The 13,133-nt window shown below is 47.8% G+C and carries 15 protein-coding genes; 2 read left to right on the forward strand and 13 right to left on the reverse strand.

Annotated features, from left to right (window positions below; genetic code table 11):
* Window position 1 precedes the first annotated feature (1 nt).
* From EYQ95_RS05955 to ccmA, 7 genes are read right to left on the reverse strand one after another with little or no spacing between them, the layout of a single operon-like run.
* Complete coding sequence (locus EYQ95_RS05955) at window positions 2-556, reverse strand: DsbE family thiol:disulfide interchange protein (protein ID WP_111914993.1); 555 nt, start codon at window positions 554-556, stop codon at window positions 2-4.
* Window positions 553-2,523: a heme lyase CcmF/NrfE family subunit gene (locus EYQ95_RS05960; protein ID WP_111914994.1), complete on the reverse strand. Its 1,971-nt coding sequence runs from the start codon at window positions 2,521-2,523 to the stop codon at window positions 553-555. The genes EYQ95_RS05955 and EYQ95_RS05960 overlap by 4 nt, the downstream gene beginning before the upstream one ends.
* A complete protein-coding gene (ccmE, locus tag EYQ95_RS05965) occupies window positions 2,513-3,040 on the reverse strand; it encodes a cytochrome c maturation protein CcmE (RefSeq protein ID WP_111914995.1) in 528 nt (175 codons plus the stop codon). The genes EYQ95_RS05960 and ccmE overlap by 11 nt, the downstream gene beginning before the upstream one ends.
* The gene (ccmD, locus tag EYQ95_RS05970) at window positions 3,037-3,252 is read right to left on the reverse strand and encodes a heme exporter protein CcmD (protein ID WP_165831953.1); all 216 of its coding nucleotides are present in this window, start codon (window positions 3,250-3,252) and stop codon (window positions 3,037-3,039) included. The genes ccmE and ccmD overlap by 4 nt, the downstream gene beginning before the upstream one ends.
* On the reverse strand, window positions 3,249-4,019 hold the full coding sequence (locus EYQ95_RS05975; protein WP_111914997.1) for a heme ABC transporter permease: 771 nt from the start codon (window positions 4,017-4,019) through the stop codon (window positions 3,249-3,251). Before EYQ95_RS05975 ends, ccmD begins: the two co-directional genes overlap by 4 nt.
* A 1-nt stretch (window position 4,020) precedes the next feature.
* Window positions 4,021-4,704 carry a heme exporter protein CcmB gene (ccmB, locus tag EYQ95_RS05980; protein ID WP_111914998.1) on the reverse strand — a complete coding sequence of 228 codons (684 nt, stop codon included), beginning with the start codon at window positions 4,702-4,704 and terminating at the stop codon, window positions 4,021-4,023.
* Window positions 4,704-5,333 carry a cytochrome c biogenesis heme-transporting ATPase CcmA gene (gene ccmA / locus EYQ95_RS05985; protein ID WP_207916240.1) on the reverse strand — a complete coding sequence of 210 codons (630 nt, stop codon included), beginning with the start codon at window positions 5,331-5,333 and terminating at the stop codon, window positions 4,704-4,706. The genes ccmB and ccmA overlap by 1 nt, the downstream gene beginning before the upstream one ends.
* A gap of 101 nt (window positions 5,334-5,434) precedes the next feature.
* On the opposite strand from ccmA, the gene EYQ95_RS05990 reads away from it, so the two are divergent.
* Entirely contained in the window at window positions 5,435-6,436 is a 1,002-nt protein-coding gene (locus EYQ95_RS05990) for a flagellar hook-length control protein FliK (protein ID WP_111914999.1), read from the forward strand.
* On the forward strand, window positions 6,433-6,696 hold the full coding sequence (locus EYQ95_RS05995; RefSeq protein ID WP_111915000.1) for an EscU/YscU/HrcU family type III secretion system export apparatus switch protein: 264 nt from the start codon (window positions 6,433-6,435) through the stop codon (window positions 6,694-6,696). Before EYQ95_RS05990 ends, EYQ95_RS05995 begins: the two co-directional genes overlap by 4 nt.
* Before the next feature lie 392 nt (window positions 6,697-7,088).
* Here EYQ95_RS05995 and EYQ95_RS06000 read toward each other — a convergent pair whose 3' ends face one another.
* The 6 genes from EYQ95_RS06000 to EYQ95_RS06025 all read right to left on the reverse strand — a co-directional run bounded on the left by EYQ95_RS06000 (window position 7,089) and on the right by EYQ95_RS06025 (window position 13,131).
* A complete protein-coding gene (locus EYQ95_RS06000) occupies window positions 7,089-7,574 on the reverse strand; it encodes a DUF2802 domain-containing protein (protein ID WP_111915002.1) in 486 nt (161 codons plus the stop codon).
* Between the two features lie 9 nt (window positions 7,575-7,583).
* A complete protein-coding gene (locus EYQ95_RS06005; protein ID WP_111915003.1) occupies window positions 7,584-8,087 on the reverse strand; it encodes a chemotaxis protein CheW in 504 nt (167 codons plus the stop codon).
* Between the two features lie 70 nt (window positions 8,088-8,157).
* Window positions 8,158-9,003, reverse strand: coding sequence for a chemotaxis protein CheW (locus tag EYQ95_RS06010; protein ID WP_111915004.1), 846 nt, complete (start codon window positions 9,001-9,003; stop codon window positions 8,158-8,160).
* A 2-nt stretch (window positions 9,004-9,005) separates the two neighbouring features.
* Complete coding sequence (locus EYQ95_RS06015; RefSeq protein ID WP_111915005.1) at window positions 9,006-9,782, reverse strand: ParA family protein; 777 nt, start codon at window positions 9,780-9,782, stop codon at window positions 9,006-9,008.
* A gap of 8 nt (window positions 9,783-9,790) precedes the next feature.
* Window positions 9,791-10,951 carry a chemotaxis response regulator protein-glutamate methylesterase gene (locus EYQ95_RS06020; protein WP_111915006.1) on the reverse strand — a complete coding sequence of 387 codons (1,161 nt, stop codon included), beginning with the start codon at window positions 10,949-10,951 and terminating at the stop codon, window positions 9,791-9,793.
* Between the two features lie 8 nt (window positions 10,952-10,959).
* Window positions 10,960-13,131, reverse strand: a complete 2,172-nt coding sequence (locus EYQ95_RS06025; protein WP_111915007.1) for a chemotaxis protein CheA — start codon at window positions 13,129-13,131, stop codon at window positions 10,960-10,962.
* Window positions 13,132-13,133: the final 2 nt, after the last annotated feature.

Here is a 13,133-nt window from a genome sequence, read left to right on the forward strand (position 1 = left end):
GTTACTCCTGCCCATCTAGCAAACTGTAATATACAGGGCCCACTTCTTCACGCCATACACGAGGATTAAGATCACCTACGTGGCGGTAGCGGATTATACCTTCTGCATCTATTACAAATGTTTCTGGGGCGCCGTACACACCTAAGTCGAGGGCTAACAAGCCCGACTGGTCAAATAAGCTAATTTGATAAGGGTCACCCAGCTCTTGTAACCATTGCACAGCGTCAGCGCGTGAGTAGTCTTTATAATTCAGTCCGATGATATACACGTTTTGTTCTGACTGTAGCTCGTTCAAAAATGTATGTTCGGCATAACATGTCGGGCACCATGTCGCCCACACGTTTAAAAGCACCACGCGTCCGCCAATAATAGACTCGTTATGCGAACGGTCGGGTGCGTACAAATCAGGCAGTTCAAATTCGGGAACAGGCTTACCCACTAGCGCTGAATCTAGCTTTGTCGGGTCGGAAAATAAACCGCCGAAGAGAAACACGCCCAGTAAAATAAACGCAAATAAAGGCGAGAGGTAAATCCAGAACTTCAGTTTACTACTCATGCTGACGCCCCTTGTGCCGAAGCACCTACACTCTTTTTCTTCAAACGGTAGCGTTTGTCTGAAGCTGAGAGTAGTCCGCCCAGCGCCATAATGACACCACCCATCCATATCCAACGCACAAACGGCTTGATGTGAATGCGCACGGCCCAGCTACCGTCGTTAAGTTCTTCGCCCATCGCAATATATAAATCTCTAAACGGATTCACTTGCAATGCAGTTTGCGTCATTACCTGGCGTTGAATCGTGTAAAAACGTTTCTCACTGTCCACTGTGTCGATCAGTCTGCCATTTCGCGTAATTTCAAACGTCGCCACTTCACTTACAAAGTTAGGCCCTTGACGCTCTCCAAGTTCCGTAAAGCGAAACTCGTAACCCGACTCTGCAAACGTGTCGCCCGGTGACATACGTACGGTGCGCTCTACTTCATAATTTTGTACTAAAGCGATACCAATAATTGCCACGGCAAAACCTAAGTGCCCGAGCACCATGCCCCAGTGGCTACGCCCCAATTTCACCAAAGCCTCGGGTTTATTTTCGCGTTTAGCGACTCTTTGTCTAAGCTCCTGAACAGTCGACGCTACAATCCAAAGCGCCAAAAGCAAACCTAGAACAGCCATACCGTGAACTTCGTCTGCAATAATTTTAGGCAGCAGCGAAGCTAGAATAACAGCAGACATGAGCGCTGTAGCTAACGGCGTAATGAGCTCTTTAAAGCCTTGTCGGCGCCAGCGAACCAACGGTCCTATCCCCAATAAAATGGCAAACGGTATCGTGATGTATACGAATACTGAATTGAAGAATGGCTCACCAATTGAAATCGAACCCAAACCGAGTTGCTGGTGAATCAGTGGTAGCAGCGTTCCCAACAGCACAACCATGGTAGCTGTAACTAAAAATAAGTTATTGCCTAGCAGCAATACTTCTCGTGAAAATAATTCGTAACGCGTATGACTTACCACTTTCGAGGCTCGAATAGCGTACAGCAACAACGAGCTACAAATAACAATGGCAAGGAACGCCAGTAAGAACATGCCGCGCGTTGGATCTGCCGCGAACGCATGAACTGAAACTAATACGCCAGAACGAACTAAGAACGTGCCCAATAAGCTTAAGCTAAAGCCCGAAATCGCCAGCAATACGGTCCATGATTTAAACGTACCGCGCTTTTCCGTAACAGCTAACGAGTGGATTAACGCAGTGGCAACTAACCAAGGCATAAAACTCGCATTTTCAACCGGGTCCCAGAACCACCAGCCGCCCCAGCCAAGTTCGTAGTACGCCCACCAACTACCGACCATGATGCCAAGCGTAAGGAAAATCCACGCGGCTAATGTCCATGGTCGAGACCAACGCGCCCAGGCCGAGTCTAGGCGGCCTCCAAGCAACGCTGCTATGGCGAACGCAAACGCGACCGACAAACCCACATAACCGAAGTACAGTAAGGGCGGATGAATAATCATGCCAGGGTCTTGAAGCAAGGGATTCATATCACGCCCGTCTACCGGAATGAACGGAATGAGACGGTCAAACGGATTCGACGTCAGCAACATGAACAAGTAGAAGCCAACGCCTATCATACCCATGACAGCGAGCACACGGGCCGCAAATGTTAAAGGTAAACGAGTCGAATACACCGCAAGCGCAGCAGCCCAACCTGCCTGCACGAGCATCCACAGTAAGAAGGAACCTTCATGAGAACTCCATACTGCAGTAATTCGGTAGTACCACGGTAAGGCGGAGCTTGAGTTCGAAGCGACATAAGCAATTGAAAAGTCGGCTACGAGGAAGCCCCAAGTTAAAGCAATATAAGAAATGAGGGTAAAGACAAACATGCCGTACGTTAGCGGTCTTGCTAATGACATTTGCCCGCCATGCCCTTTATATGCGCCCCAAATAGGCACAATGGCAAGTAGCAAAGAAAATGCGAACGCGATAGCGAGTGAGAAATGACCTAACTCAGCGATCATAACCGCCTCCTGAGTTTTCTTCTTCTGAGCTCTCGTCGTCATTTTCCCGCTGCCATGACGACGGTGGCACATGCTCGATGTTATTCAACTCACGCGCTAATTCAGGTGGCATATACTCTTCGTCATGTTTTGCTAACACTTTACTTGCGACGATTTTAGTGGGCGACACCAACGTACCTTGCGCAACAATGCCCTGCCCTTCACGGAATAGGTCAGGAAGAATGCCCTCGTACTCCACGGTAACTTGCTCGCCACCATTGTCGATTAAGTCAAAAGACACATGTAGGTTGGTGTCTAAGCGTTCTACCGTTCCAGGCACAACCAATCCACCCACACGTAGGCGCTGCCCCACCTCTGGAACAATTTTGCTGTTACCTTTCCCCTGAACAATTTCGGTGGGCGTATAAAACAAGTCGATATTTTGTGAAAGTGCATACAACACTAGGGCTGTAGAAAGAGCTACAGCGCCAATAATGGTTCCAACAATCGTTAATCGCTTTTTACGTCTTGGATTCATGATGAACTACTACTTTGTTGCTTCGCCTGTTGAATTCGTTTCGCTCGTGCAGCCTGCGCCTGCACTTCTTTTGCCAGTTGCTTGCGTTTTAAGCCAGCATTCAATGCAAGTAAACCTAAAGCACCGAAGGTTGCTGCCATAGACACCCAAACATAAACACCATACCCACCCATAGCGAAAAAGGCGCTCATTGATTCAAATTGAAAGTTCATGATTGCCCTCCTTCTGCTGTGTGACCTGTAAGTTCTTGCTGTGCCCATGGTCTTCTGATTTCACGTTTAAGAATTTCGTTGTTCAAACGCATAATCACCAGTGCGCTACTCACTAATAAGAAGCCTAAGATGCAAGTAAGCAACGGCCATAACATTTCGTCAGCGATACTTGGACGCTCTAAACGCGTGATTGCTTGGGTGATCGTGGACTGCTGGTGCAATGTATTCCACCAGTAAACCGAGTAATGAATAATTGGAATATTCACAACACCAATAAGTGCCAAAATACCTGCAGCTTTAGCGCCCGTGCGTTCGTCTTCAAATGCTGCGTAAAGCGCGAGCACCCCCAGATACAAGAAGAACAGAATAAGCTGTGAAGTAAGTCTTGCGTCCCATTCCCACCAAGTGCCCCACATTGGCTTACCCCAAACAGCACCTGTGAATAACGAAATGAACGTAAGAACAGCACCTACAGGCGCTATTGCCAGAATAGCCCACTCGGCAGTTCTTATTTGCCAAACAATAGCGATAAGTGCGGCAATAGCCATACCCACATAGAAGCCCATAGACCACATAGCGGCAGGTACATGCGTGAAGATAATGCGGTAGCTATCACCCTGTTGGTAATCCGCGGGTGCAAAGGCTAGACCCCAAATGATGCCAACGGCCAGTACGATAATGCCAGGCACCGCAAACCAAGGTAATAATTTTTGATTTAAACGGAAGGTTGCTTCCGGTTTTGCATAAGGGTGTAACCAACGCCACATATTAATTTACACTCACTCGTAAAGCTGCATGCACCGCGAACGGAGACAAGGTAGTAGTTAGAACTAAAATAGCTCCCATAAATGCCAGAGGGCCTAGCGCTGGCAATCCTGACGCCGCAGTTTCTATAGCAGCAGTCGCAAAAATCAATAACGGCACCAAAAGCGGTAGCAACAATAAACTCAGTAAGGCTCCACCTTTATTCAGGCTCACCGTTAATGCCACGCCTATAGCACCTACACTACTTAATACTGGAGTTCCTAATAAAAGGGTCATCCATAACGTAAACCAAGCTTCCTGCGGTAAATTAAGCAACAAAGCTAAAAGCGGCGCTAAAATTAATAATGGCGCCGCGCTAAGTAACCAGTGCACAAAAATTTTGCCCACAATAGCCCATTCAGTAGCCACGGGTAACAACAGCATTTGCTCTAAAGCACCGTCACGAAAGTCGTCACGAAACAAGCGTTCTAAACCGAGCAATGCAGAAAGAAGCGCCGAAACCCAAATAACACCGGGCGCAATTCTACCAAGAATTTCAGGTTCTGGACCAACACCCAATGGGAATAAGGTTATAACCACCAAGAGAAAGATAATAGGGTTCAGCAAGTCACTGCGTTGACGCATGGCAACACTTAAATCGCGCTTTATTAAGGCAGTTAAAATGGTTGCCGTGCGTATTTTCGCCATTAGTGCTGGTACTCCAATACAATCTGAGAAACCGCACCTTTTAATTGGCTTAATGCTTGGTGTGAGGTCATAAGCACCGCACCACCTTGTTGCAGGTGTTCGTCGAAACGACCGTGCAACAGTTCGATACCCGCCGTATCAAGTGACGTAAACGGTTCGTCTAAGATCCAAATTTTAGCGGAGCTACACCATAGTCTTGCTAATGCTATTCTACGTTGTTGTCCTGCAGAAAGTTGCTGTGCGGGAATGTCTTCTAGCCCTACAAGCCCGACCGTTGCCAACACATCATAAGGCGGCTCTTCAAAAGGCTGCCCCTGCGCTTGAGCAAAAAACATCAGATTCTCAATAGCCGTTAACTCTGGTTTTACACCAGCTTTGTGACCAATAAACAATAGATCTTGATGATAGGCCGTTCGACACTGCTCAATTGATTCGCCTTGATACTGAATCTCGCCCTGCTGTAACGGCAACAACCCAGCGCATATTCTAAGAAAGGATGACTTACCCGCACCGTTCGGCCCAACAACCTGGCATAGCTCACCACAGTTCAACGACAACGACAACGCCTTAAAAAGCGTGCGTTCGCCTCGAACAGAGGTGACTTGTTGAGCTGAGAGCAGTCCTGCCATTTCGTTCCAGAATCATCTATGAAATTGGGCGGTATGCTACCATAAATAACTAGTTTCAATAAGTACTTTCAGCAGGTTGCAAGTGCCGCTATAGTGAGGATATGGACAGTTTAAACGCAAGCCAAATACGACAGTTACTCGGCCAGCTGCTCACGCCCGACCCAAGTAAGTTTCTTAAAGCTAATGCTGCAGGGACTTCGGGTCAAAGCCCAGCCTCGGGTTTGCATCAAGCTTTAAGCGGTACAACACAACTACAGTTACCGCCAGCGTTACGTCAAATTTTGGCGCAGGCACAATCGCCGGCAGACGCTTTGAAAAGCCTTCAAGCTATGAAACTGTCTGCAGAAACACCTCCTCAATTACGCGCCATTGTTGAACAAGTGCTTAGTTCAGCCAAACAAACAACATTCAACAAAACTACGGTAAACCAATGGTTCGGGCTGAATGTTACCGCGCTATTGAGCCAGCCTCCGGTACCAAGCTCCTCCACAAGCTCAAATAGCTGGTTGCAACTAATGGTACCGCTGCTGCTTGTTGCGCTGAAACAAGGCGGTGCCGCCAGAGCAGAGGGAAAATCAACACCAAGCAATGCACTGGGTAATGCTTTGTCTCAATTATTTGGCTCTGGGAATAACGCACAACAGCTATTACAAAGCCTTCGCGAACTACAAGGTGCAGTACAACAAGCACGCTTAAGCCAAATTCAACTGGCTGACTCCTTGGGTAGAAACGAGCCCGACTATTTTATGAATATCCCTTGGCACGTTGAAGACGAGCACCGCAATATTGAATTGTTACTGCAACGTAGAAAGAAACAACGACAGCAAGAAGAGGGGGAAGACGTATGGTTGCTCTCTTTAAGGCTAAACGTAAACCGCACAGGGCCAATGCTTGCGCGAGTGCGTTGGGACGGAACTGAAGCGCAAGTGACGATTTACACGGACAACGAAACAGCAACCCGTTGGCTACGCCCGCACTTAAGCCATCTGGAACAGGAACTGCAAAACAAAGGAATTAACTTAGCATCGTTGGCAACGCAGACAGGAAGAATTCCAGCAACACTGGCGCCGGACCCCAACCAGTTGATTCGGGTGAAAGTATGAGCGGCTCTAAAAAAGAAAAAAAGGCGGTTGGCTTAAAGTACGACGGTGTCTCGGCACCTACTGTTGTGGCTAGAGGTTTTGACGGACTTGCAGATGAAATTATTGAACTTGCCAAAGAGGCTGGAGTGCTGGTGCATGAAGATCCGGAGCTTGCTGACTTTCTTGCAAAGCTTGAGGTAGGTGACGAAATTCCTCAGGAAGTTTATGTGATTATTGCAGAACTAATAGCTTTCGCGACATGGCTTAATCTTAAGGCTTAGTGTGTACGGTGATGGTTGTGGTATCAGGCTTTTAGGTTTGTGCTTGTAATTGTGCTACGTAGCAACCCACGGTTCATAAGGCTACCGGACTCTTGGCATTCACTAGGTGCTCGATGCTCCTCGTGAATGCCGTGTCTTTAAATTTGTTGGTGTTGATATTGCCTGATGCAATGGCTAACCGATATCAGAGGATTGCGAGGTTTCTGACCGCAGGGTCTCTGAGACAGGGACGTCGAAGAGAAGCCCCCATGGATGGGTTCACGGCGTCCCTGCGGCAGATTCTCGCAAGCCTCATCGGTTAGTCATTGATACGTAACCTCATGCCTCGCTATCCACAGCTCAAAGCTAACAACCATCACCGTGCAGACCGCACAGCGGTCCGTACGCACGAACTAGGTTTCAGCTCTGTATAAACTGAAGACCAACTCAGCTTCAGCGCGGGGAAGCTCGCAAGCCTCCATCACTTCCTCAAGGCTAGCACCTTGACGCACCAACTTTGCCGCACGTTGGTAGAACTTACTCGCAGGATCCTGCTCCGCAACTTCACGAATAGCAGACTCTTGTTCTTTGATCGCTTTTAAAAGCTTCTGGTGAGAGGCCAAAAGGCCCGTGTATTTGTCGGAAAGCTCATTCAATTGCTCCTGAAGCTCGTCGCGTGATTGCGCACCGACTTTCAGTTCCGCACGAATCGCACTAAATTCTTCTTCCGTAGCAGCTTCTAGTGCTTCATTTTGCTTCGACTTAATACCACGCAGTAACTTCAACAATTCCTTCTGTTCGTTATGCGTTCGCAACTGAGCCATGATTACCACAACAAAACCAGCCAGGGCGGCTAGCGAGAGACTTAAAGGTAACCATTGACTCAAAATTGCATTCATAAATAGCTCTTACAGTTGAGAAATTTCTTCCCACTCTTCGTCAGTTAGAAGTTTATTAAGGTCAACCAAAATAAGTAGCTCGCCGTCACGGTTACTAACGCCCTGAATAAAGCGAGCGCTTTCTTCCGTACCAATGTTCGGCGCACTGTCAATTTCCGAGCTGCGCAAATAAACAACTTCTGCGACCGAGTCGACCATAATACCGATAACTTGCTGGTCTGCCTCGATGATCACAATACGTGTATTGTCGCTCACTTCACCAGGCTGCAAGCCAAAGCGAATGCGGGTGTCGATAACGGTAACCACATTACCGCGCAGGTTAATGATACCCAGTACATACTCTGGAGCACCTGGAACCGGAGCTATTTCAGAGTGACGCAACACTTCTTGAACTTGCATCACGTTGATACCGTAGGTTTCCTGTTCCAATTGGAATGTCACCCACTGAAGAACCGGATCGTCTCCGTCTGCTGCGGTGGCTTTTTGCTTCAAACTGCGATTGTCTTCACTCATGTGATAGTCTCCCAAACACATTTAACCCTGTCACAGGTCTTTCAATTCTTACTTATACAATAGCTTATCGTCAGGAAACAGGATCCCCTGAATGATGTTTTTCACTATTGTCTAAACCCTGCTCTAAAAGCTGAACAAGAGCTTCCGTGTCAACCAGTGCGCACATCTTCTCTTTTACAATACCAGCAAGCCATGGGCGCTTGCCTTCGCCAGTGCGCCATTGCACTTCTTCAGGTTCTAATTTGTCTGTAGTCACCAAGGTTTCGCAAGCTAATCCCCAGTCACTCTCACCTAACATCACAAGGTACTGATAATTTAAAGATTTTGCCAGTTCTTCGGTATATTTTTCCGGCATAACCCACTGAGCTGAATCTACAACGTTCAGTTGTTCTTCACGTAGCGCCATCATCCCCAAATACCATTTTGGCTTACCGAACAGTGGCTTAGGCTCCTGCCAACGATGAATACCACCTAAACTTTTTAGTGGAACAGCCAAATTTAAACCAGCGACATTAAAAAACAACGCTTGAAACGGCTCTTCTTTAAATTCCGCCATATTGTCAGTTGAACTAGGTGGTGGTGGCGGAATTTCTTCGCGCGTCTCCAAGTAAGTTTCAACTTGATGCTCAATTTCTTCCTGAGGATCGACCTGTTCTTCAACCTCAGGTTCGGGTTCTGGCAAGGGTTCTGGAGCAACTTCAGGCTCTGGTTTAAGCGCGTCTTCAGCCAAGGCCTTTTCGGAAGTAAGTTCTTGTTCTTCCTGCTCGGTTTCTTGCGACTCTTGTGCTGGCCCTTTCTCTAATAATTGCTCAACAGGCGCGCGGGTAAGTGCATCTAACGAGTTAGGCTGCTCTTCTTCTAAAAGTGCTGTTAAATACTCGCGCATGGCGAGATCGCTAGATGACTTCTGACTCATAGTTACAATGGATCTTTTTGCATTAATAAAGTTAATAATTGGGTGTATGCGATCACCCCACGGGCCTTCGCCATATACATCGACGGTGGTGTTTGCGCCGCACTTGCGTCTCTAAACTTGGTGTCGATTGGAATCATTCCCGACCACACTTTGTTGCCGTGTTGCTTCGCTAGTTGCCGGTACGCATCTAACGACGCTTTCGTGCGCTTGTCGTACATTGTCGGCACTATTGTTACCTGGTGGTCTTGGCGCAATGATACTTTGACCAAGTCGAGCGTTTGCAACATTCGGTCTAAACCCTTTAACGCTAACGTTTCACACTGCACAGGTACTATGACTCTCCGGCATGCAGCTAGGGCGTTTACCATGAGCACACCTAACACGGGAGGCACATCGATGAGCACATAGTCGTAGTCCATCCGTAGCTTTCGTAATGCCCTACGAAGCACTAAGCCCATACCACTTTTTCCGCCGAGCTTTCGGTCTAGTGTTGCCAATGCCATGGTAGCCGGCAACACATCAATATTGTCGAATTTAGTGTGTTGAATTGCGCCTTGCACGGTTTCTCTATCGACGTCGGGTCCGGCAAGGAGGATATCGAATGCGCTCTGTTCTAACTCTTCAGAATCGATGCCAAAGTAATACGTTAATGAAGCATGAGGATCGAGGTCGATAAATAAAACACGATGTCCGCGCTCAGCTAACAAACCACCAAGTGAAACAGTTGTGGTTGTCTTACCTACTCCACCTTTCTGATTGGCAATCGTCCAGATAACCATAACTGAGGCTAGCTCTTCTCGAATGCTTTAATGATGTGGTTCGCAACGTCTTGAATTGGAATATCTCGCTCTGAAATACCGGCGGCGGCTACAGCTTGCGGCATTCCATAAACCACACAAGTGTCTTTATCTTGCGCCCATATTGTTGAACCTTGTTGTTTAAGCATGCGACAGCCTTCGCGGCCATCAGCGCCCATTCCGGTCAAAATAATACCTAGTACATCTCCGCCATAAGACTTCGATATGGAAGCAAAAGTAAGATCGACACTTGGACGATAAGTGAGTTTGTCACTGTCGTCGGCGCGAATACGCAACTTGCCACTACCACTGCGGCCTTCTACCAGCATTTGCTTTCCGCCTGGAGCTAAATAAGCATGTCCTGGCTTTAATACGTCGCCGTCTTGAGCTTCTTTCACGCTAATTTTGCAAAGCCCGTTTAGCCGCTCTGCAAATGCTTTAGTAAACGCAGCTGGCATATGTTGCACCAACACAATGGGTACAGGAAAAGTAGCAGGCAATGCTGTGAGCACCGTTTGTAACGCAACCGGCCCACCCGTAGATGTTCCTATCGCAACTAATTTAAACGGAGTCGACCTTGCAACTGCTGGAGCTGCACTGGTACTTGGTCTAGCTTCTGTTGCTGCAGGACGAGAAACCTGGGTTGTTCGTGCGCTACGGTCAAACGGACGAGTCGTTGGCCGCTCTGAAGGTCGAGCGCTAGGCGTACTTGGTGAGGGTGTAGAAAAGCTTGAGCGCGGGGTTCTCCCCATGCCCTTTCTACCAATTTCGGCAACACGCGACTGCAATACTTTGACCGCATCGCCACGGTTTCTTGCGATGTCTTCAAATTTCTTCGGTAGGAAATCAACGGCACCCGCATCTAGTGCGTCTAGAGTTGCCTGCGCACCTTCATGGCTTAGTGAGCTGAACATTAAGATAGGTGTAGGCCGTTCCGCCATAATCTTACGAACGGCACTGATTCCATCGAGGACTGGCATTTCGATGTCCATGGTAATGACATCAGGGCGCAGGGCTCTTGCTTGCTTAATTGCCTCTTCGCCATCAGCAGCAGTCCCGACAACTTCTAATTGATCGGAATCGTTTAAAATCTCTGTCACACGTCGGCGAAAGAAATTCGAGTCATCAACAACTAATACTCGGATGGCCATGGGTTCCTTTAACGTCGCGAATAACGTTTAGCGTATTTCTTCAATAAACTTGGTACGTCGAGAATTAATGCAATACCACCGTCACTTGTTATGGTCGCGCCAGCCATGCCCGGAGTACCCTGAAGCATTCTATCTAGAGGCTTAATGACAACTTCTTCTTGACCAATCAGTGCGTCTACAACGAAGCCAACTTGTTGCGTGCCCAAAGATACCACCACAACGTGGCCTTCAGACTCATCGAAGTTAGGATCTTGCTTCTTGTTCAACCACTTACTCAAGTAGAACATTGGGATTGCTTTTTCTCTAACAATCATAGTGAGCTGACCGTCAACAGTGTTGGTAAGCTCTAGGTCTACATTAATAATTTCGTTCACCGCAGCAAGTGGTAACGCGAATACTTGCTCACCCACACGAACCATTAACGTTGGTAGAATAGCGAGTGTAAGCGGTACTTTAATTTCTAGGCGTGTGCCTCTGCCCAATTCGGAGTCAATGCGAATTGAACCGTTCAATTGGCTAATTTTGGTTTTCACCACATCCATGCCTACGCCACGGCCGGATATGTCAGAAATCTCTGCCTTGGTTGAGAACCCTGCGGCAAAGATTAGGTTATAAGCTTCTTCGTCGGTCATTCGAGCCGCCGCATCCGCGTCTAAAATACCTTTACCGATCGCAATATTCTTTAGTTTTTCTGCGTCCATTCCTGCGCCATCATCGTCGATAGACAACAAGATATGGTCACCCTCTTGCGAAGCGCTTAATTTCACCGTACCCATACGAGATTTGCCGACTTTTTCACGTACGTCAGGCATCTCAATACCATGGTCTACAGAGTTTCTAACTAAGTGAACCAATGGGTCGGCAAGTGCTTCTACAAGGTTTTTATCTAGGTCGGTGTCCTCACCGTAAAGCTCAAGCGTAATCTCTTTTTTCAAGCTACGCGCTAAGTCACGTACTACGCGTGGGAAACGTCCGAATACTTTCTTAATCGGTTGCATACGCGTTTGCATTACCGCGCCTTGCAAGTCACCAGTTACCACGTCTAGGTTAGAAATAGCTTTATTCAGCTCTTCGTCTTCTGAGCTACTGTTCAATAACAATAAACGGTTACGCACCAGGACAAGTTCACCGACCATGTTCATAATTTCATCGAGTCGACGAGTGTCTACGCGAACAGTAGTTTCAGCCGGAGGCGCTGTAGGTTTACCTGCGTCCTTCTTGGCTGGAGCAGCTGGTGCTTCCGCGGGTTTACTAGCTGCAGGTTTCGCAGCAGGCTTAGCTTGTGGCTTCTCTTGAGGCTTGGCTTCACTCTTCGCAGCCGGCTTAGCAGCTTGTTTGTCAGCTTCGAACTTACCTTCGCCATGAAGTTCGTCCAACAAGGCTTCAAATTCGTCGTCAGAAATATCGTCGCCACCACCACTTTTAGCCTTCGGTTCAGCTTTCTTCGGTGGTTCTTTTTTCTCTGCAGGTTTCGGAGCACCTTTACTACCGTGAAGCTCATCAAGTAACGCTTCAAACTCGTCGTCACTTATTTCGTCGCCACTGCCAGATGCCGCAGGTTCTTTTTTCTCTGGAGCTTTCTTTTCAGAAGCTTTCGCTGCTGGCTTACCGCCGCCGTGTAATTCATCTAGCAATGCGTCAAATTCGTCTTCGGTAATTTCATCGACGCCACCTTCACCCGAAAGCGCATCAATTTTACCCGACTCGTCTGCTTCCGCTTCTGGCTCTTCGGTTGGTGTTTCTTCAGTTGCGTCTTCAGCACTTGCAGAGCCATCGCCTGGCATGTGGTCGCCCGGCTCACTCAAAATAGTTAACGCCTGAAGTAGCTCTTCAGAAGCTGGTACAGGTTCTTCGCGAGCTTGTACAGCAGCAAACTGCTCGTTGATGGTATCCAACGCTTGTAGAATAACGTCCATAAGCTCAGGATTGAGCTGTCGGCCGCCATTTCGCATGGTGTCAAAAACGTTTTCAGCACCGTGGCATGTGTCGACGAGAGCGTGCAAAGATAAAAACCCTGCACCACCTTTAACCGTGTGAAAGCCTCTAAAAATGGCGTTCAGCAAATCACGGTTATCAGGATCATTTTCGAGTTGAACAAGCTGTTCAGAGAGCAATTCCAGAATCTCTCCAGCCTCAATCAAAAAGTCCTGTAAAATATCTTCGTCGACATCAAAGCTCATCG

Source organism: Lysobacter sp. N42, from assembly GCF_004344885.1.